This is a genomic window from Vreelandella sp. DA03-1M, assembly GCF_055725665.1.
The window spans coordinates 757266-777382 of record NZ_CM146798.1 but is presented as its reverse complement, the minus strand read 5'-3'; the positions used below and the strand labels follow the sequence as shown (position 1 = coordinate 777382).

Here is a 20117-nt window from a genome sequence, read left to right as displayed (position 1 = left end):
TTCTCACTCTTTCAGCATTACCCCAGGTATTTAATCATCACCCCGGCCGCAACCGCCGACCCAATAACCCCTGCCACATTGGGCCCCATGGCGTGCATTAACAGGAAGTTATGCGGGTTAGACTCCAGCCCTACCTTGTTGGCCACCCGTGCCGCCATCGGTACGGCAGAAACACCGGCAGCACCAATTAAGGGGTTGATGGGCATTTTGCTCACCAGGTTCATCAGCTTGGCCATTAACACCCCAGCGGCCGTGCCGATCCCAAAGGCGACAATCCCCAGCCCGAGAATGCCTAACGTTTCAAACGTCAGGAAGCTATCGGCCATTAACTTGGAGCCGACGGACAGCCCAAGAATAATGGTCACAATATTGATCAGGGAATTCTGCGCAGTATCCGATAAACGCTCGACCACACCGCACTCGCGCATCAAGTTACCGAAGCAGAACATGCCGAGTAGCGGGGCAGCATCGGGCAGAAACAGCGCGACCAGAATCAACAACATCAGTGGGAAGACCACTTTTTCCAGCTTGGAGACCGGCCGCAGCTGAGTCATCTTGATTTGCCGCTCTTTCTCGGTAGTCAGCAGACGCATGATCGGCGGCTGAATCAGCGGCACCAACGCCATATAAGCGTAGGCGGCCACGGCAATCGCTCCCAATAGTTCAGGTGCCAGCACGCTAGAAACGTAAATAGACGTTGGGCCGTCAGCGCCACCAATAATACCAATGGCGGCTGCCTGATTAAGCGAGAAGTCCATCACGCCCATCGAGGTAAGCACCACAGCGCCAAACAGCGTGGCAAAGATCCCAAACTGGGCAGCCGCACCTAAAAACAGCGTGCGCGGGTTCGCCAGCAACGGGCCAAAGTCGGTCATTGCCCCAACGCCCATAAAGATAATCAGCGGGGCTATACCCGAGCCGATTGCGACTTTATAGAAGTTATAAAGCATGCCGTCGCTGTAGCCAACGCCCACGGCGATATCTCGCGCAGCACGCAGTTGGTCGGGTGCGACGCCATCGTGCGCCATCATCTGCAGCGACTCCCGCCAAGCTTCAGCGTTCGCCAGTGGGTCAAGGGACGCACCCAGCGCTGCCGCCATTTGCTGTAGCACCGCGGGTTTTGCCACTTCAATCGCCTGGTCGAGCGCAGAAATGGCTAGCCCGGCTTCAGGGATATTGGCCAGAATGCCACCAAAGCCAATCGGCACCAGCAGCAACGGCTCAAACTTCTTATAAATGGCAAGGTAGAGCAGCAATAGACCCACCAGAATCATGACCGCCTGACCAAGCTCAAGGTTATAGAGCCCAGACCCTTCCCATAACGTGACTAATTTATCCATTACTGGGCCCTTAGAGCTCGATCAACGTATCGCCTACGGCTACGCTGTCGCCCTCGCTGACGTTGACCTTAGACACTGTGCCTGCGCTGCTGGCACGCACTTCGGTTTCCATTTTCATCGCTTCAAGAATGATGACTACATCACCTTCAGCAACTTGCTCACCAGGGCGAACGTTCACCTTGAAGATATTACCCGCCAGTGGTGCATCAATGGTTTCACCACTGGGTGCAGGCGTTTCCTCTTTGGGTGCGCTAGTACTGGCTGCCGTTTGCTCTTGCACCTCACCCAACTCACCGCCTTCGGAAACCTCCACCACGAAGGATTTGCCGTTGAGTTTCACGGTGTAGGTTTCGGGGCCGCTGCTCGTGGCGGGCGCTTTGATGTCTATGTTGGCGGGTGTCTTTTCAGCGCTTGCTTCAGCTACCTGGGGAGCGGGCTCAAAGGCATCGGGATTATCGCGGTTCTTGAGGAACTTCAAACCAATCTGCGGAAACAGCGCGTAGGTCAGCACATCATCCACTTCGCGCTCACCTTCGGCCAAACGAATATCTTCAGCGCTGGCCTTCTCTTTCAACTCGGCAGCCAACCGACCCATTTCCGGTGAGAGATTATCCGCCGGGCGACAGGTAATCGGCTCGCTGCCTTCCAACACGCGCTTTTGCAATTCGGCGTTAAATGGTGCGGGCGCCGCGCCGTATTCACCTTTGAGCAGCGCTTGAACTTCTTTAGAAATAGACTTGTAACGCTCGCCCATCATCACGTTCATAACGGCCTGCGTGCCGACAATTTGCGAGGTCGGCGTCACCAGCGGAATAAAGCCCAGATCTTCGCGCACGCGAGGAATTTCATTCAACACATCGTCAAGCTTATCGCCCGCACCCTGCTCTTTGAGCTGGCCTTCCATATTGGTCAGCATGCCGCCCGGCACCTGAGCAATCAGAATGCGTGAATCAATACCGCGCAGCGAGCCTTCAAAGGCGGCGTACTTCTTACGCACTTCGCGGAAGTAACCGGCAATATCTTCCAGCAGCTCGAGATCCAGCCCGGTGTCGCGGCCGGTGTCTTTGAGCATCGCCACGACAGATTCGGTCGGACTGTGGCCGTAGGTCATCGACATGGAGGAGATCGAGGTATCGACGTTATCGATCCCGGCCTCTACCGCTTTTAAAATGGTCGACGTAGAAAGGCCGGTGGTGGCGTGACAGTGCAGATGCACCGGAATCGATAGCTCTTTTTTGAGCCGCGAAACAAGGTCGAAGGCCGTGTAAGGAGTGAGCAGCCCCGCCATATCCTTGATAGCCAATGAATCCGCACCCAAGCCGGCAATGGTCTTGGCGAGATCAACCCAGCTATCCAGGGTATGTACCGGGCTCACGGTATAAGAGATGGTGCCCTGGGCATGACCTTCTACGTTACGCACCGCCTGAATGGCGCGCTCCAAATTACGCGGATCATTCATGGCGTCAAAGACCCGGAAGACATCAACACCGTTGGTTTTCGCCCGCTCGACAAATTTATCGACAACGTCATCGGCGTAGTGGCGGTAGCCCAGCAGGTTTTGACCACGTAGCAACATCGCTTGGGGCGTATTGGGCATGGCCTCTTTCAGGGCACGAATACGCTCCCACGGGTCTTCGCCCAAATAGCGGATACAGGCGTCATAGGTCGCCCCACCCCAGGTTTCCAGCGACCAATAGCCAACGCGATCAAGCTTTTCAGCAATCGGCAGCATATCGTCCAAGCGCATACGTGTGGCAAACAGCGATTGATGGGCATCGCGTAGCACGACATCTGTAATGCCTAGTGGGCGTTTTGTTTCGTTCATGGTCTTAGCTCACCGTAGAGAATTGTCAGTTTGTAGTAAAAATAACAAAAAAATAGCCTAGAGAGGGCTGAGATAGAAAAAATTGGGAAAGTTAACGACGTCGTGTCGAGCGATAACGGTGCACTGCAGCACTGATCACCGCCAACATCTCGTCATTTTGGCTGGCAGGCGCTGAAGATGACGGCGACTTCTTGCTCACTTCAGCCGCGGTGGAGGCAGGCTGAAAACGGCCAATCAACTTCGACATTAGCGTAACGCTAATAACTAAAATAGTAAGAAAAACAAACACAACACCCATACCAAGCGCCATTAACGCCAACCCGTCCTGCAATAGTTCATAATCCTGCATAAGACGCTCCTACCTCTCGAAGTACAGTTGCTAGACACGTTATTTCACCAGCGGCTATTAAAGCCCCTTGGCGCAGTGAGGGGAATACACTAACCTGCCACACCCAGAATAGAATGCAATGGCGCGATAGTGGAAGTCATGGTTGTTAATTTACTACAAAACGGCAGAATTGGCCTAGCCCCTATGGAAGGGGTCATCGACGCACTGACGCGTGACCTGTTAACCCGTCACGCGGGGTTCGATTGGACGGTTACCGAATTTGTCCGCGTCGTCGATGCACGCCTACCGCCAAGAGTGTTTTATAAGCATTGCCCGGAACTTGCGCAACCGTCGGTGGCAACGCCGAGCGGGATTCCTGTGCATTTACAACTTTTGGGCTCAGACCCTGCTGCCCTAGCGGCCAATGCGCAGCAGGCGCTCAAACTTGGCGCAGTTAGCGTTGACCTTAATTTCGGCTGCCCAGCCAAACTGGTTAACCGACACGACGGCGGCGCTTCGCTGCTACGCCAGCCAGAGCGGGTCTACCAAGCGGTTAGAGCCGTCCACGATGCGCTAGGCGGGGAAATCCCAGTCACTGCCAAGATCCGCCTGGGCTTCGCCAACCGCCGCTTAGCGGTTGCCTGTGCTCAAGCCACCGAAGCAGGTGGAGCAGCGCAGTTGGTCGTACACGCCCGCACCCGCGATGAAGGCTACCGACCGCCTGCGCACTGGGAATGGATTGGCAAAATACGCCGCCATGTCAGCATCCCCGTTGTCGCCAATGGGGATATCTGGACGCTGGAGGATTACTGGAAAGCTCGAACGCTTTCAGGCTGTCGCGATGTGATGTTAGGCCGCAGTGCACTGGCAGACCCCTGGCTTGCGCCACGCATCCGTCACTGGCTACAGACCGGCGAGCGGTTGCCCGAAAGCAGCTGGTCCATGCGCGCCAACGTACTCAAAGAGTACGCCGCTCTGCAGCGCCAACAGCTGCCTGACCGCGTTGTCGTCTCTCTGGTAAAGCAGTGGCTTGCCCAAATGCGCCAAGGCAGTGCCGAAGCCGAGCAGAACTTTCAGCGGGTGAAGCGCATTACCGAACTGGATCACCTGCTCGATAGACTTGTGGTTGACGAGCAGCACGCCACCCTGGCTTAGGCTCTGTCTGAAAAGTGCCTGAGCTCGACAATACGGCGTTAAAAATTGGCTCAGAATACTCATTTACACCCCGTAAACTCCGTTTCTTCGCCAATTTTTGCCTTGTCTTGTCTTCGCTAGCCGACCTTTCAGGCAGAGCCCTAGCGCCCTTTCCGCAACGCCTTATCAATTTATAGCCAAAAAAAAGCGCCCTACCGCAAAGCGGGGGCGCTACACACGATCGCAAGACCGGAGCGCGAGCTTATATACCGGTCAGGCTGGAAAATAGTCAGTCAGGTTAGAAACAAGCAGGCAGACTGGAAACAGAAAACCCGCTCTCGATAAGAGAGCGGGTTTTGAAATCTGGCGCGCCCGGGAGGATTCGAACCTCCGACCCCCTGATTCGTAGTCAGGTACTCTATCCAGCTGAGCTACGGGCGCGTAATGTTACAACTAATCTATACTAATACTGCTACTAAGTAGGTGGCGCGCCCGGGAGGATTCGAACCTCCGACCCCCTGATTCGTAGTCAGGTACTCTATCCAGCTGAGCTACGGGCGCATACCTTGTGACCATGTACTTTCTAGCTAAGTACTTTTTTAAGTATTCTATAACCTAAGTACTTAATGGTCATGCTATTGGCGGAGAGAGAGGGATTCGAACCCTCGATAGGGCTATAAACCCTATACTCCCTTAGCAGGGGAGCGCCTTCAGCCACTCGGCCACCTCTCCTCAACGGCACGGCGCGAATATTACCGATTTAGGGATCTTGTGTCTAGTCCTCTGCCGATTTTTTTCGCGCCGACCATATCTTACCTATCAGCTTACGTCTTAAGCATCGCGTCATCATGCAAACCCGCAAGTCTTATTCCACTTCGTTTTCACTATTTCTTTCACGCTGAATGCGCTGATAAATCTCTTCCCGGTGAACCGCAACATCTTTAGGCGCATTAACACCAATACGCACTTGATTGCCTTTCACACCTAAGACGGTGACAGTGATTTCATCACCGATCATCAAGGTTTCGCCAACACGGCGAGTTAGGATGAGCATGGCTGATCTCCTTTTCAGACGTTTAATGCAACGGGATGTGTCAGCCCGAGGCAACACTAGGCCATTATGCGGCATAGCGTTGCCTGTCACCAACGGCTCCGGCTCCATGACACCTCAACTTCCCGTTGAAAGAAAGCTCACCACCACATGGCAGCAAGTACCCCTTCAGCGTAGAAGATTTAAGGCATTAATGTTATTCAGATTCGATATCTGCCTTATCTAAACCAAAGGCTTTGTGTAATGCATTGACGGCAAGTTCCATATGCTTCTCATCAATGACGACTGAGATTTTAATCTCAGAGGTGGAGACCATACGAATATTGACGTTCTCATCAGCCAGCACGCGGAACATTTTTGATGCCACACCCGCGTGAGAGCGCATTCCCACACCGACCAAGGAGACCTTGGCGATGTTGTCATCACCACGCAGCTCACCACCACCTAAATCCGGGATCACCGTCTCTTCAAGCAGTTTCTTGGTAGCTTTGTAATCACCTTTGGCAACCGTAAAGGTGAAATCGGTATAGTCACCAGCCGGGGCAACGTTCTGTACGATCATATCGACTTCGATATTGGCATCGGCAATCGGGCCAAGAATACGTGAAGCGACGCCTGGTACATCCGGCGTATTGAGCAGGGTCAGTTTGGCTTCATTCTTGGTAAAGGCGATACCGGAGATCAGTGGTTCTTCCATAGCGTCCTCGTCTTTGTCTGCTTCTGCAACAATTAGGGTACCGGGGCCGTCTTCAAAGCTCGACAGCACCCGCAGGGGCACGTTGTATTTACCGGCAAACTCTACCGCGCGGATCTGCAGCACTTTAGAGCCAAGACTAGCCAGCTCCAGCATCTCTTCTACCGTAATGCTTTCCAGACGCTGGGCCTTGGAGCATACGCGGGGGTCAGTGGTGTATACCCCGTCAACATCGGTATAAATCTGGCACTCATCGGCGCCAAGTGCGGCGGCCAGGGCTACACCCGTGGTGTCAGAGCCACCACGACCTAAGGTAGTGATGTTGCCGTCCTCATCGACCCCTTGGAAACCGGCAACGACAACTACCTGCCCTGCTTCCAGGTCAGCTTTTAGATCGTCGGTTTCGATGCGCTGGATACGCGCCTTGGTATAGGCGCTGTCCGTATGGATACCTACCTGGGCGCCAGTGTGTGAAGTGGCTTGCACGCCAATTTGCTGCAGCGCCATAGCGAGTAGTGAGATCGTCACCTGCTCGCCGGTCGACAGCAGCATATCCATCTCGCGCGGTGCGGGATCGTCATTAAGTGCCTGAGCCATGTCCGTGAGGCGGTTGGTTTCGCCGCTCATAGCGGAGACCACAACCACCACCTGATGGCCTTGATCGCGGAAGCCCTTAACCTTTTCCGCTACGGCCTTGATACGCTCGACAGAGCCCACCGAAGTGCCGCCGAACTTCTGTACGTATAGTGCCATATGCCGTTTTTCCTATGCGTTCGGGAATGGAGGGTGAAGTTACATTAATCACTAGGAGTCTTTGATTAACGTAATGAGCGCAGTTCAGACAAGGCGAAATTAGATGAAAAAGCGGAGTTTACATAAAGTAAATGAGCATTTTGAAGCTAATTTCAACGCCGTATGAACAAGCGCAATAGTTAATCAGAGATCTCCTAAATAAATAAGGCCGGTGACAATCATGCCACCGGCCTTGGGGTTTAGCTAAGTGCGTTTTCCAACCATGCCGGTACGCTCTTCAACGCATCCGGCAGAGCATCGGGCTGGCTACCTCCTGCCTGAGCCATATCCGCGCGACCACCACCTTTACCTCCTACCTGAGAGGCAACATGGTTAACCAGCTCACCGGCTTTAACCCGGCCGGTCAGGTCTTGGGTTACCCCAGCAATCAGGCTGACTTTGCCCGCTACCTGATCGGCAACCCCAAGGATAATAACCCCGGAACTGAGCTTGTTCTTCAGTTGGTCAAGAATGCCTCGCAGGTCTTTGCCAGAGACACCTTCCAACTGTGTCGCTAACAGTTTAACGCCGTTGACCTCGTGCACCTGACTCAGCATGTCACTACCCGCAGCACTGGCCAGTTTAGCTTTAAGCTGCTCAAGCTCTTTTTCTAGGCTACGGTTGCGCTCAACCAGAGACTCTACCCGCGCTTCAACTTGCTCAGGCTTGGTCTTCAAACGTTCGCCCAAACGCTCAAGGCGGGCTTCCTGCTCGCGGAAGTAGGCTAACGCATTTTCACCGGTGATCGCTTCGATACGGCGTACACCGGAGGCAATGCCCACTTCGCTCATCACATGACAGCAGCCGATATCGCCACTACGTGTCACGTGGGTACCACCGCACAACTCGATAGAGAAGTCGTCGGCACCAATCGTCAGTACCCGCACATTCTCGGCGTATTTGGCCTCAAACAGCGCCGCCGCCCCTTTGGCTTTGGCTTGATCCAGGCTCATTTGCTCGGTTTTAGTCGGCGCATTGGCCAGGATCTGCTCATTGACCAGCCGTTCGACTTCCGCCAACTGCTCGGCAGTCATCGGCTCAAAGTGGCTAAAGTCGAAGCGCAGGCGCTCGGCATTCACTAGCGAGCCTTTCTGCTGCACGTGATCACCCAGCACCATACGCAGCGCTTTGTGCAGCAGGTGGGTCGCCGAGTGGTTACGGATGGTGGCTGTACGCAGGCTGGCATCCACTTCGCCGCGTACACTGGCGCCTACACTCAGCGAACCTTCCACCATAATGCCCTGGTGTAAGTGATGCCCGCTCTGCTTTTGGGTATCCGTTACCTGGAAACGACCGCCGTCGACATACAGGTAGCCGGTATCGCCCACCTGGCCGCCGGACTCACCGTAAAATGGCGTGCGATCTAGCACCACAACGCCCTTCTGCCCCGCTTCCAGCGCGGCCAGCGCATTGCCTTCGCTGTCGACCAGTGCCGTTACCTTGGCTTGATCCTCCAGGCGGTCATAGCCAGTAAAAGCGGTCTCACCGTCAAGCTCAATAGAGGCGCTGTAATCAGCGCCGAACTGGCTAGCCGCCCGGGCACGCTCGCGTTGGGCCTCTAAGGCCTGCTGAAAACCCTCTTCATCGAGAGTGACGCCGCGTTCGCGGCACACATCAGCGGTGAGATCAAAAGGAAAGCCGTAGGTGTCGTAAAGCTTAAACACTGTTTCACCGGGCAGCACCTTGCCATCCAGCTCGGCTAAGGCTGCATTCAACAGCCCCATGCCATGGTCCAGGGTGCGAGCAAACTGCTCTTCTTCTTTCAACAGCACCCGAGTGATCTGGTCATTCGCCTCGCGAAGCTCTGGATACGCATCACCCATTTCGGCATCCAGCGCGTCCACCAGCTTGTGGAAGAACGGCTCTACGGCTCCCAGCTTGTGACCATGGCGGATCGCGCGGCGAATGATGCGACGCAATACATAGCCACGCCCTTCGTTAGAAGGCAATACACCGTCGGCAATCAGGAAGGCACAGGAGCGGATGTGGTCGGCAATCACGCGCAGCGAAGGTGTAGTGGTATCAGGATGCCCGGTCGCTTTAGCCGCAGCCTGCAGCAGGCTCTGGAACAGATCAATTTCGTAGTTGGAATGCACGCCCTGCATGACGGCAGCTACGCGCTCCAAGCCCATACCGGTATCGATAGAGGGCTTGGGTAGCGGGTTGAGCGTACCTTGGCTATCACGATCAAACTGCATGAACACCAGGTTCCAGATTTCGATGTAGCGGTCGCCATCTTCTTCCGGGCTACCGGGAGGGCCGCCCCATACCTCTGGACCGTGGTCAAAAAAGATTTCCGAACTCGGACCACAAGGGCCGGTGTCGCCCATTTGCCAGAAGTTATCTTCGTCTAATTTGGAAAAGCGCTCGGGGTCAATACCGATCTCGTCTTTCCAGATACGTTCAGCTTCGTCATCGCTGACATGCACCGTGACCCACAGCTTCTCTTTAGGCAGACCTAGCGTTTCGGTCAGAAATACCCAGGCAAAGCGTATGGCGTCGTGCTTGAAGTAGTCGCCAAAGCTGAAGTTGCCCAGCATTTCAAAAAACGTGTGGTGACGTGCGGTATAGCCGACATTGTCTAAATCATTATGCTTACCGCCTGCGCGTACGCAGCGCTGCGCAGATGCTGCACGCACGTATGGGCGTGGGTCGCGACCCAGAAACACATCTTTGAAAGGCACCATGCCGGCATTGGTAAACAGCAGCGTCGGGTCATTGCCCGGCACTAAAGAGCTGGTGGGTACAACCGTATGTCCCTGCTTTTCAAAGAAGGTAAGAAAGGCCTGTCTGATTTCTGCGCTTTTCATAGGGTATCCGTAACAAGAAAGCGTGGTGTCCCAGGGCGCTGTCGACGCTACCCTCAGGGGTCGCAAAGGGGCCATTATAGCGCAGTTGTCAAACGACTAAAGCCGCACTTAGTGGCAGAGAGGCAAACTACTAGGTAGAAAAGCGTAGGAGAGCGCTATTAGAAAGGTAAGAGAAGGCGTTTTACAGGCAGGGGGAAAGTATTACAGACAAGAGAAAATATATTACAAGCAGGAGAAAAATTATTACAGACAGGAGAGCGCGTAGCGGATTTGCTCAAAATCGAAGCCACGACTAGCCAGAAAGCGCTCGCGTCGAGCGCGCTCTTTAGGCGTCTCACCAGGGCTATCGAAGCGTCGCGCCAGCGTTTCCCGGGCTAGCTCGAACCAGTCAACCTGCTCCCCTTCTTCCACCTCTTCAAAAGCGGTATTAAGGGTTTCCTGATCAACGCCGCGTTGGCGAAGCTCGCCTTTAATACGAATAACACCCTGGCCGCGCAGAATGCGCGAGCGTACGAAACTAGCCGCAAAACGCGCATCAGACTGCAGGTCCTGTTCGGCCAGAGCGTCTAAACACTCGTCGATAGCGGTATCGTCGAAGGCTTTTTTCTTCAAGCGCTGGACTAGTTCGGCGCGAGAGTATTCGCGCCGAGCCAGTAAGCCAATCGCGATGTCACGGGGCGTGGCATCGCGCTGAGACATAAAGGCCATTAGATTGTCTCGGTTAGAACAGACTTAGATCAGATCGTCATCGCTGGCATCCACTTCAGCCGCTGCTTCGGCAGATGCATCTTCCTTCTCCTTTTTAGGATCAGGCTTGGCCAAGAGCTGCTCACGAATTTGCGTTTCGATTTCGAGCATAATGTCTGGATGCTCTTCCAGGTAAAGCGCGGAGTTTGCTTTACCCTGGCCGATTTTCTTGCCTTTATAGCTGTACCAAGCACCGGCTTTATCGACTAGGTTGCACTGCACACCCAGGTCAATAACCTCGCCAGCGTGGTAGATACCCTTGCCGTAAAGGATTTGGAATTCAGCCTGACGGAATGGCGGCGCCACCTTATTTTTGACTACTTTCACGCGGGTTTCGTTACCGGTGACTTCATCGCCCACTTTCACCGAGCCGGTGCGGCGAATATCCAGACGCACGCTGGCGTAGAACTTAAGCGCGTTACCGCCAGTAGTGGTTTCGGGTGAACCAAACATCACGCCAATCTTCATGCGGATCTGGTTGATGAAGATCACTAAGCAGTTGGCGTTTTTGATATTACCGGTGATTTTACGTAGCGCCTGAGACATCAAACGCGCCTGGAGACCAACGTGAGAGTCGCCCATTTCGCCTTCGATTTCAGCGCGCGGGGTCAACGCAGCGACCGAGTCGATAACGATGACATCAACACCGCCGGAGCGTACCAGCATGTCGGTAATTTCCAGCGCCTGCTCACCGGTATCCGGCTGGGAAACCAGCAGATCATCCAGGTTAACGCCCAGTTTTTCTGCGTAGCTGGGGTCAAGCGCGTGCTCGGCATCAACGAAGGCGCATATTTTGCCCTGCTTTTGTGCTTGAGCAATCACCGAAAGGGTCAGCGTCGTTTTACCCGATGATTCCGGGCCAAAGATTTCGCAAACACGACCAAACGGCAGACCGCCGATGCCGAGCGCGATATCCAGCCCCAGAGAACCCGTGGAAACCGACGGCATGACCACACGCGGTGCGTCGCCTAGACGCATGACGGTGCCCTTGCCGAACTGACGGTCGATTTGGGTGAGTGCAGCGTTTAGCGCTTTAGTGCGGTTGTCATCCTGAGCCATTCAGAGATTCCTCATAACAAGCTGTATAATTACCCAGTAGTATGCCAAAGATTGTGCCGTAAACAAATCCTTGATCACGCTTTCTCTTAACTATTTTCCTTCCCTACTCCTGCTTGCCTGCCTTCACCTGTGCATCCAGGCGTGCCACCAGCCCTGCCAGCGCTTGACGCACTGCCTGCTCGCGCACGGCTTGGCGATCCCCGGGGAAGTGGAAGCACTCGGCTTGCTGCTCAGCGGTATCACCCCAGGCGAGCCAAACGGTACCCACCGGCTTTTCAGCACTACCACCATCCGGCCCGGCCACCCCACTAACGGCAACGCCCAAGCCCGCACCGCTTTCCCGGCAGGCGCCTTGCACCATCGCTTTCACTACTTCTTCGCTCACCGCCCCGTGTTCTGCCAGTATAGCGTCTGGCACGCCGAGCAGGCGGGTCTTAGCCGCGTTCGCATAGGTCACATAGCCAGTTGTAAAGTAAGCAGAGCTACCCGCCGTGCTGGTAATCGCACTGGCGATACCACCGCCCGTGCAGGATTCAGCGGCGGTCACTTCCACCTTCAACTGCTGACAAAGCCGCCCTAGGCGCTGAGCTAACAGCGTCAAATCAAGATTTTTCAGGCTAGATACGCTGGGCACTATGGTCGCTCCTTCAAGTGAGTCGTCTGTTCAGCGTAGAATACTGTGTTTAGCTTTCTCAAAGAAATTGCTCAATCAGGACGCCCATGTCACAGGCCATTCCCCCTAACACGCCAATGATCACGCAGTATTTAAAGATCAAACGCGAACACCCCGAGGTTCTGCTGTTTTACCGGATGGGGGATTTTTACGAGCTATTTTTCGATGATGCCAAGCGCGCCGCGGCACTGCTGGATATTACGCTTACCCAGCGCGGCCAGTCGGGCGGCAAGCCCATCCCGATGGCAGGCGTACCTTACCATAGCGCTGAAGGCTATTTGGCGCGTCTGGTCGCCGGTGGCGAGTCAGTTGCCATCTGTGAGCAGATTGGCGACCCCGCTACCAGCAAAGGTCCCGTTGATCGCCAGGTAGTACGTATCGTCACCCCCGGCACGCTCCACGATGAAGCGCTGCTCGATGCCCGCCGCGACAACGTACTGGTATCAGTCTCCCCCGGTAAAGATAGCTGGGGCCTTGCCTGGCTGGAACTCTCTAGCGGCCGCTTCAACGTATTGGAAGTGGAAAGCGAAGCGGAGATGCTAGCCGAGCTTACCCGCCTCTCCCCTGCTGAGTTGCTGGTGCCCGAAAGCCTGACACTACCCGATGCCTGGTCGCAAAAGCGCAGCCTGCGCCGCCAAGGCGAGTGGCTGTTTGATTTGGAGAGCGCCACCCGCAGCCTGTGCGATCAGTTTGAAGTGCAGGATTTACGCGGCTTTGGCTGCGCGCACTTAACCACCGCACTGATTGCCGCCGGAGTGCTGATTGATTACGCCCGCGACACGCAGCGCTCGCGCTTGCCCCACGTGACCGCGATAAGCGTTGAGAATCGCGACGATGCAGTGGTAATCGACGCCGCCAGCCGACGTAACCTGGAAATCGATATTAACCTGGGTGGCAATAGCGACAACACCCTGGCGAGCGTGCTGGACACCTGCACCACCGCGATGGGCTCGCGGCTACTCAAACGCTGGCTGAATCGTCCGCTGCGCCAACGAGAGATTGTCCAAAACCGCCATGCAGGCGTGGCGTTGCTAAGCCTAGATGCCGCTTACATGTCACTGCGCGAGACGTTGAGCGATGTGGGCGATGTGGAGCGCATTCTGGCCCGGGTCGCGCTGTACAGCGCCCGGCCACGGGATTTGGCACGCCTGCGGGATGCACTGGTTACACTTCCTGAGCTTGAGCAGCAGCTCAGTGAGGTAGAGAGCGGCAGCGCGCTAGACAATCTGCGCCCGCATATTCGCCCCTACCCAGAAATGGCCGATATGCTCAGCCGTGCGCTAGTCGAAAATCCGCCGGTGGTGATCCGCGATGGCGGGGTAATCGCCAACGGCTTTGATGCCGAGCTCGACGAGCACCGAGGCATGGCCGAGAATGCGGGCGACTACCTTGTTCGGCTGGAAACCCGCGAACGCGAGCGTACCGGGCTTGCCAATCTCAAAGTCGGCTATAACCGCGTACACGGCTACTTTATCGAGCTGCCGCGCTCCCAGGCGCAGCAGGCACCCGCTGACTATATTCGCCGCCAAACGCTTAAAAACGCCGAGCGGTTTATTATCCCCGAGCTCAAAGAGTTTGAGGATAAGGCGCTGTCGGCTAAATCCCGCGCCCTGACCCGTGAAAAATGGCTTTATGACCGCCTGCTGGGTGAACTGAATAACAGTCTTCACGCGCTACAAAGCACCTCTCAAGCGTTAGCGGAGCTGGATGTGCTGTGCGCCTTTGCCGAACGCGCCGAGGCGTTAAGCTGGGTGCGCCCAACGCTGAGCGAGGCCACCGGCATTCGTATCGAGGCGGGACGGCACCCTGTGGTTGAACAGGTTAGCGAAACCCCCTTTGTGCCCAATGACGTTACGCTTAACCCCGACCAGCATATGCTGATTATTACTGGCCCTAATATGGGTGGTAAATCGACCTATATGCGGCAAACAGCGTTGATTGCTCTGCTCGCCCACTGCGGCAGCTTTGTGCCCGCCGATGCCGCAGAGATCGGCCCGCTGGATCGGATATTTACCCGCATTGGTTCGTCGGATGACCTCGCGGGCGGGCGCTCCACCTTTATGGTCGAAATGACCGAAACGGCCAATATTTTGCACAATGCCACGCATCAAAGCTTGATTTTGATGGATGAAATTGGCCGCGGCACTAGCACCTTTGACGGGTTATCGCTGGCCTGGGCGAGTGCGGAACATCTTGCCAAGGGGCGTGCACTAACGCTGTTTGCCACGCACTATTTTGAGATGACCGCCCTACCTGAACACATGGAAGGCGTGGCCAATATTCACCTAACGGCGACCGAGCATGGCGACAGCATCGTGTTCATGCACCGCATTGAAGCAGGCCCGGCTAGCCAGAGTTACGGTTTGCAGGTCGCTCAATTAGCGGGCGTACCTGGCCATGTGATTAAACGGGCCCGTGAGAAGCTGATGAGTCTGGAGCAGCGCGATGTAGATAACACAGCGCAAGCGCCGCGAACGGCTCCCCAGCAAAACGACCTGTTTGCAGCCGTGCCACACCCGGTGGTTGAAGCATTGGAAAATGTCGATATGGATGACTTAACGCCGCGGGAAGCGCTGTCGCTGTTGTATCAGTGGCGAGACCTGATCTAATGGTAAATATAGTAGGTTATACAGAAGCCCATAAGGCGCTTGCCGCGAGGTAGGCGCACCTCTAGAATGTCGCTCAAACTTTTAGCTTATAAAAAACGGCTGATTTATAACCATTCACGATTGACCATGGCTGAGAGACTCTCGGCCCTGCAAGAGGGATAGCAAGATGACGTTTGTCGTTACCGAGAACTGCATCCAGTGCAAATACACCGACTGTGTGGAAGTCTGCCCGGTCGACTGTTTCTACGAGGGCCCAAACTTCCTGGTCATTCATCCTGACGAGTGTATCGATTGCGCGCTGTGTGAGCCCGAGTGCCCCGCCGAGGCGATATTCTCCGAGGATGAGCTGCCGGACGGGCAAGAGGCATTTATTGAGATTAACGCCGAGATGGCCGAAGTCTGGCCGAACATAGCCGAGCGAAAAGATCCGCTGCCTGACGCCGAAGAGTGGGACGGCAAGCCCGGTAAGCTTGAGAAGTTAGAGCGTTAAGCGTTCCTCACGCCTGCTCTATTTTACTTTAAAACCAGCGCTTTTTTGAAAAAGCGCTGGTTTTTTATGGCGTTACCAAGCGTTTATTGCCAAATACGAGGCAAAACGAGGCAAAAAAAGGCGACCCGTAGGCCGCCCGCTCCAAGCACTTCCTCTGACCACTCCCTGTATCAACTTCCTCAGATGACTTCCCTGCCGGGGCTCACCTCACTGTATCACCCGGCGCATCCGTCCTACATCCCGTTGCATCCTGTCTGAAGCATCCTTGCCTCCCCTTGTCCTGCGTATATTGTGGCAGATCACGTAGGCTTCTCAACAATGCCAAAATGCAAAAAGGCGAGTCTTAGCGACTCGCCTTAATTCCACAATTATATTTAAAAACAAAAGCTTAAATTTGAATTAGTGGAAATTTTCGTTTTATCTTACCCCAAACCAAGCGATTCTCGTCGGCATTTGTAAGACATCTCTTACAAAATCTTGAGATATTACTTACAAACCTCACTCAATATTGGCACTTTACTGACCTTTGATCGCTTTCAGGCCAGGATACGTGACATCTTCAAGCTCGGCCTCAATCACCAGCAAACGGTTGTACTTAGCAACCCGATCAGAACGGCACAGTGAACCCGTTTTAATCTGACCGGCGCAGGTGCCTACCGCCAAATCGGCAATAGTGGTGTCTTCCGTTTCACCAGAGCGGTGCGAAATTACCGCTGTAAAGCCTGCATCCTGGGCCATCTTGATGGCATCCAGCGTCTCGGAGAGCGAGCCGATCTGGTTGAACTTGATCAGGATAGAGTTACCGATCTGCTCATCAATACCGCGCTTAAGAATCTTGGTATTGGTCACAAACAAGTCATCACCTACCAGCTGTACTTTAGCGCCCAGCTTGTCAGTCAGCGTTTTCCAGCCTGCCCAGTCGGACTCGTCCATGCCATCTTCGATGGACACGATTGGGTAATCGGCGCACAGGCCTGCCAGGTAATCAGTAAAGCCTTGGGCGTCGTAGCTTTTGCCTTCACCGGAAAGGTTATACTGACCGTCTTTGTAGAATTCTGAAGAAGCACAGTCCAGCGCAAGCGTGACGTCTTTACCCAGCTCGTAGCCAGCATCGGCAACGGCTTGCTTGATGACTGCCAGCGCATCAGCGTTAGACGCCAGGTTCGGCGCAAAGCCGCCCTCGTCGCCAACGGAGGTGGAAAGGCCTTTCGCCGAAAGCACTTTTTTCAAGGCATGGAAAATTTCCGCGCCCATACGCAGCCCTTCGCGGAAGTTAGGCGCACCTACCGGTTGAACCATAAACTCTTGGATATCAACGTTATTATCAGCGTGTTCACCACCGTTGATGATATTCATCATCGGCACCGGCATGCTGTACTGACCCGGCTGGCCGTAAAGCTCGGCAATGTGGGCATATAGCGGTACGCCTTTGGCGTTAGCAGCGGCTTTAGCCGCTGCCAGGGAAACGGCCAAAATTGCGTTCGCGCCCAAGTTCGCTTTATTCTCCGTGCCGTCCAACGCCAGCATGGCATCGTCTAAGCCGCGCTGATCACGTGCATCCATACCCAGCAACGCATCACGGATCTTGCCATTAACCGCATCGACTGCTTTCAGCACGCCTTTGCCCAGATAGCGCGACTTGTCACCGTCGCGCAGCTCTAATGCTTCACGTGAACCGGTAGACGCACCGCTGGGCGCGCAGGCTTCACCAACAGCGCCGCTGGCAAGACGTACGTTCGCCTGTACGGTGGGGTTACCACGCGAATCCAGCACTTCCAACGCACTGATAGCAACAATTTTGGTCATGGCAGTTTCCTTAACGGTAAGTCAGATAAAATTATTAATATAACGCCCTAATCAGCAAAACACGGCCTATCAAGCCACACGCTAACGAATGGTTAGCGGCTTAAACCCTTTTATCAGCGCATCCAGTTGAGCAAGCTGAGTTAAAAACGGTTCCAACTGATCCAGCGGGAGTGCACAAGGGCCATCGCATTTGGCGTTATCAGGGTCAGGGTGAGCTTCTAAAAACAGCCCTGCAAGGCCAACAGCCACGCCTGCGCGCGCTAATTCAGCCACCTGAGCCCGACGACCGTCAGCACTGTCGGCACGCCCACCCGGGCGCTGCAGCGCGTGGGTCACATCAAAAAATACCGGATACCCGGTTTGCTTCATATCGCCAAAGCCCAGCATATCAACAATCAGGTTGTTGTAACCAAAGCTTGAACCGCGCTCGCAGAGCATCAGCTGGTCGTTACCCGCTTCCTGAAACTTACTCAGGATATGACGCATTTCATGGGGCGCCAAAAACTGCGGCTTCTTGATATTGATGACCGCGCCGGTTTTGGCCATGGCGACTACCAAATCAGTTTGGCGGGCCAAAAAGGCTGGCAGTTGGATAATGTCGGCCACTTCCGCCGCTGCTTCAGCCTGCCAGGGCTCGTGCACGTCGGTGATGATCGGCACGTTGTGGCGGGCTTTGATATCGGCCAGTATCTGTAGCCCTTTCTCCATACCCGGGCCGCGATAGGAGTGGATCGAGCTACGATTAGCTTTATCAAAGCTGGCCTTAAAGACATAAGGCATGCCCAGCTTCTTAGTTACCGTGACGTAAGCTTGGGCAACTTCGTCGGCAAGCTCAGCAGATTCCAGCACGTTCATGCCGCCCAGCAGCATTAGCGGCAAGGAATTGCCGGCGGTTAAACCGGCTACGTTAATATGACGCTCTTGAGAAGCCATGCTGTTGCCCTCTTATTCCTGAGAATGCGCATGGGCGCGATTACGCGCAGTTTTATGCTCCAACGCGGCGTTCACAAAACCCGAGAAGAGCGGGTGACCATCACGCGGCGTGGAAGTGAACTCCGGGTGGAACTGACAGGCCACATACCAAGGGTGATCCGCCAGCTCGATAACCTCGACCAGTGATTGGTCAACACTCTTCCCCGAAATAACCAAACCTGCCTTTTCAAGCTCATCAATAAACTGGTTATTGACCTCGAAACGGTGACGATGGCGCTCAACAATCTCTTCAGACCCGTAGGCTTCACGCGCTTTGGTGCCCGATGTCAAATGACACACCTGGCCACCTAAACGCATGGTGCCGCCTAAATCAGACGCTGCATCGCGTAACTCGATTTTGCCTTCCGGATTCAGCCACTCGGTGATCAGCCCCACCACCGGGTGTTGGGTATCGTGGGTGAATTCGGTGGAGTTGGCGTCTTTCCAACCCGCCACGTTGCGAGCGAACTCAATCACCGCTACCTGCATGCCCAGGCAAATACCTAGATAGGGAACGTTATTTTCACGCGCGAATTGGGCGGTCATAATCTTGCCCTCCACACCGCGCTCACCAAAACCGCCTGGCACCAGAATGGCGTCTTTGCCCGCCAAACGCTCGGTGCCGTGGCGTTCAATGTCTTCGGAGTCAATATAATCGACGTTGACCTTAATGCGACCTTGGATGCCGGCGTGAATCAGTGCTTCGTTGAGCGACTTGTAGGCATCCAGCAGCTCCATGTACTTACCGACCATGGCGATGCTGACCGACTTGAGCGGGTTGAGCTTGGCATCAAGTACCTTCACCCACTCGGATAAATCTGCTTCCGGGGCTTCCAGGCGCAGCTTATCGCAAACGATTTCGTCCAGGCCGTGCTCGTGGAGCATCAACGGAATGCGGTAGATCGTATCGGCATCCTGAAGCGGCACTACGGCCCGCTCTTCGACGTTGGTGAACAGGGCGATTTTGCGACGCTCGCTCTCTTCCAGCTCAACTTCGCTGCGGCAAATCAGAATATCCGGCTGGATACCGATAGAGCGCAGCTCTTTAACGCTGTGCTGGGTCGGTTTGGTTTTGGTCTCACCCGCCGTTTTGATGTAGGGCACCAGGGTCAGGTGCATAAACAATGCGCGGTTGGCACCCTGCTCACTACGGATTTGGCGGATCGATTCCAGGAAAGGCAGCGATTCGATATCACCGACCGTGCCGCCGATCTCTACCAGCGCCACATCAAACCCTTCACCGCCCGCGTAAACGCGCTCTTTAATCTCGTCGGTGATATGCGGAATCACCTGAACGGTGCCGCCTAGATAATCGCCACGGCGCTCTTTACGCAGTACGTGCTCGTAAACACGACCAGTCGTAAAGTTGTTGCGCTGGGTCATTTTGGTGCGAATAAAGCGCTCGTAATGCCCGAGATCAAGGTCGGTTTCGGCACCATCTTCTGTGACGAACACCTCACCGTGCTGGAAGGGGCTCATGGTGCCCGGATCCACGTTGATGTACGGGTCGAGCTTGAGCATGGTGACCTTAAGGCCGCGGGCCTCTAAAATCGCCGCAAGCGAGGCGGAGGCGATGCCCTTCCCAAGAGAGGACACAACGCCGCCGGTCACGAAGATATATCGTGTCATGGATAGCCTGTCGAATCGTGATCAGAAGGCACGGCAGAAAGCCACGCCAGGATGGGTCGACAGACTAGCAGATTACGACCTAAGGCTCAATTTGAACTGAGCAGTCAAAACCTACTCAACCTAATCACTCTTGTGCAACCGCCCCAGCGATAGGTCTA

The 20117-nt window shown here is 54.9% G+C and carries 15 protein-coding genes and 3 tRNA genes; 3 read left to right on the top strand and 15 right to left on the bottom strand.

From position 1 onward, the window contains the following. Positions 1-17: 17 nt before the first annotated feature. From ACXUPB_RS03675 to ACXUPB_RS03665, 3 genes are all read right to left on the bottom strand, one after another. Entirely contained in the window at positions 18-1340 is a 1323-nt protein-coding gene (locus ACXUPB_RS03675; RefSeq protein WP_472955432.1) for a sodium ion-translocating decarboxylase subunit beta, read from the bottom strand. Positions 1341-1350: 10 nt separating this feature from the next. Then, positions 1351-3165 (bottom strand): sodium-extruding oxaloacetate decarboxylase subunit alpha, encoded by a 1815-nt coding sequence (gene oadA, locus ACXUPB_RS03670; protein ID WP_472955430.1) that lies wholly within the window; start codon positions 3163-3165, stop codon positions 1351-1353. A gap of 91 nt (positions 3166-3256) precedes the next feature. After that, on the bottom strand, positions 3257-3514 hold the full coding sequence (locus tag ACXUPB_RS03665; protein WP_472955428.1) for an OadG family protein: 258 nt from the start codon (positions 3512-3514) through the stop codon (positions 3257-3259). A gap of 138 nt (positions 3515-3652) precedes the next feature. On the opposite strand from ACXUPB_RS03665, the gene ACXUPB_RS03660 reads away from it, so the two are divergent. Next, entirely contained in the window at positions 3653-4648 is a 996-nt protein-coding gene (locus ACXUPB_RS03660; RefSeq protein WP_472955426.1) for a tRNA dihydrouridine synthase, read from the top strand. 343 nt (positions 4649-4991) lie between these two features. On the opposite strand, the gene ACXUPB_RS03655 is transcribed toward ACXUPB_RS03660, so the two are convergent. The 9 genes from ACXUPB_RS03655 to ACXUPB_RS03615 all read right to left on the bottom strand — a co-directional run bounded on the left by ACXUPB_RS03655 (position 4992) and on the right by ACXUPB_RS03615 (position 12417). Continuing rightward, positions 4992-5068 (bottom strand) — tRNA-Arg (locus tag ACXUPB_RS03655). A gap of 43 nt (positions 5069-5111) precedes the next feature. Beyond that, positions 5112-5188, bottom strand: a tRNA-Arg gene (locus ACXUPB_RS03650). A 78-nt stretch (positions 5189-5266) separates the two neighbouring features. Beyond that, a tRNA-Ser gene (locus tag ACXUPB_RS03645) sits at positions 5267-5359 on the bottom strand. A gap of 133 nt (positions 5360-5492) precedes the next feature. Then, positions 5493-5681: a carbon storage regulator CsrA gene (gene csrA, locus ACXUPB_RS03640; RefSeq protein ID WP_007111501.1), complete on the bottom strand. Its 189-nt coding sequence runs from the start codon at positions 5679-5681 to the stop codon at positions 5493-5495. A gap of 193 nt (positions 5682-5874) precedes the next feature. Beyond that, complete coding sequence (locus tag ACXUPB_RS03635; protein ID WP_472955423.1) at positions 5875-7125, bottom strand: aspartate kinase; 1251 nt, start codon at positions 7123-7125, stop codon at positions 5875-5877. Positions 7126-7364: 239 nt separating this feature from the next. Beyond that, positions 7365-9974 carry an alanine--tRNA ligase gene (gene alaS / locus ACXUPB_RS03630; protein ID WP_472955421.1) on the bottom strand — a complete coding sequence of 870 codons (2610 nt, stop codon included), beginning with the start codon at positions 9972-9974 and terminating at the stop codon, positions 7365-7367. Positions 9975-10217: 243 nt separating this feature from the next. Then, positions 10218-10682, bottom strand: a complete 465-nt coding sequence (locus ACXUPB_RS03625; protein WP_472955419.1) for a regulatory protein RecX — start codon at positions 10680-10682, stop codon at positions 10218-10220. Positions 10683-10706: 24 nt separating this feature from the next. Continuing rightward, positions 10707-11780 carry a recombinase RecA gene (gene recA, locus ACXUPB_RS03620; protein ID WP_472955417.1) on the bottom strand — a complete coding sequence of 358 codons (1074 nt, stop codon included), beginning with the start codon at positions 11778-11780 and terminating at the stop codon, positions 10707-10709. Positions 11781-11883: 103 nt separating this feature from the next. Further along, the gene (locus ACXUPB_RS03615; RefSeq protein WP_472956682.1) at positions 11884-12417 is read right to left on the bottom strand and encodes a CinA family protein; all 534 of its coding nucleotides are present in this window, start codon (positions 12415-12417) and stop codon (positions 11884-11886) included. A gap of 83 nt (positions 12418-12500) precedes the next feature. Here ACXUPB_RS03615 and mutS point away from each other — a divergent pair, with 83 nt between their 5' ends. Together mutS and fdxA are read left to right on the top strand one after the other, a co-directional pair. Continuing rightward, a complete protein-coding gene (gene mutS / locus ACXUPB_RS03610) occupies positions 12501-15062 on the top strand; it encodes a DNA mismatch repair protein MutS (protein WP_472955414.1) in 2562 nt (853 codons plus the stop codon). Positions 15063-15228: 166 nt separating this feature from the next. Then, the gene (fdxA, locus tag ACXUPB_RS03605) at positions 15229-15552 is read left to right on the top strand and encodes a ferredoxin FdxA (RefSeq protein WP_007111508.1); all 324 of its coding nucleotides are present in this window, start codon (positions 15229-15231) and stop codon (positions 15550-15552) included. Positions 15553-16068: 516 nt separating this feature from the next. Here fdxA and eno read toward each other — a convergent pair. From eno to ACXUPB_RS03590, 3 genes are all read right to left on the bottom strand, one after another. Next, positions 16069-17358, bottom strand: a complete 1290-nt coding sequence (eno, locus tag ACXUPB_RS03600) for a phosphopyruvate hydratase (RefSeq protein WP_472955411.1) — start codon at positions 17356-17358, stop codon at positions 16069-16071. 81 nt (positions 17359-17439) lie between these two features. Further along, a complete protein-coding gene (gene kdsA, locus ACXUPB_RS03595; RefSeq protein ID WP_472955409.1) occupies positions 17440-18291 on the bottom strand; it encodes a 3-deoxy-8-phosphooctulonate synthase in 852 nt (283 codons plus the stop codon). A gap of 12 nt (positions 18292-18303) precedes the next feature. Then, entirely contained in the window at positions 18304-19959 is a 1656-nt protein-coding gene (locus tag ACXUPB_RS03590; RefSeq protein ID WP_472955407.1) for a CTP synthase, read from the bottom strand. Positions 19960-20117 lie beyond the last annotated feature (158 nt).

Excerpts from the sequence above, each read along its gene's own strand:
- ACXUPB_RS03660 (WP_472955426.1), top strand. The coding sequence starts at position 3,653 with ATGGTTGTTAATTTACTACAAAACGGCAGAATTGGCCTAGCCCCTATG.
- ACXUPB_RS03675 (WP_472955432.1), bottom strand. The coding sequence starts at position 1,340 with ATGGATAAATTAGTCACGTTATGGGAAGGGTCTGGGCTCTATAACCTT.
- csrA (WP_007111501.1), bottom strand. The coding sequence starts at position 5,681 with ATGCTCATCCTAACTCGCCGTGTTGGCGAAACCTTGATGATCGGTGAT.
- eno (WP_472955411.1), bottom strand. The coding sequence starts at position 17,358 with ATGACCAAAATTGTTGCTATCAGTGCGTTGGAAGTGCTGGATTCGCGT.
- ACXUPB_RS03590 (WP_472955407.1), bottom strand. The coding sequence starts at position 19,959 with ATGACACGATATATCTTCGTGACCGGCGGCGTTGTGTCCTCTCTTGGG.
- mutS (WP_472955414.1), top strand. The coding sequence starts at position 12,501 with ATGTCACAGGCCATTCCCCCTAACACGCCAATGATCACGCAGTATTTA.
- alaS (WP_472955421.1), bottom strand. The coding sequence starts at position 9,974 with ATGAAAAGCGCAGAAATCAGACAGGCCTTTCTTACCTTCTTTGAAAAG.
- ACXUPB_RS03625 (WP_472955419.1), bottom strand. The coding sequence starts at position 10,682 with ATGGCCTTTATGTCTCAGCGCGATGCCACGCCCCGTGACATCGCGATT.
- recA (WP_472955417.1), bottom strand. The coding sequence starts at position 11,780 with ATGGCTCAGGATGACAACCGCACTAAAGCGCTAAACGCTGCACTCACC.
- ACXUPB_RS03635 (WP_472955423.1), bottom strand. The coding sequence starts at position 7,125 with ATGGCACTATACGTACAGAAGTTCGGCGGCACTTCGGTGGGCTCTGTC.
- kdsA (WP_472955409.1), bottom strand. The coding sequence starts at position 18,291 with ATGGCTTCTCAAGAGCGTCATATTAACGTAGCCGGTTTAACCGCCGGC.
- fdxA (WP_007111508.1), top strand. The coding sequence starts at position 15,229 with ATGACGTTTGTCGTTACCGAGAACTGCATCCAGTGCAAATACACCGAC.
- oadA (WP_472955430.1), bottom strand. The coding sequence starts at position 3,165 with ATGAACGAAACAAAACGCCCACTAGGCATTACAGATGTCGTGCTACGC.
- ACXUPB_RS03665 (WP_472955428.1), bottom strand. The coding sequence starts at position 3,514 with ATGCAGGATTATGAACTATTGCAGGACGGGTTGGCGTTAATGGCGCTT.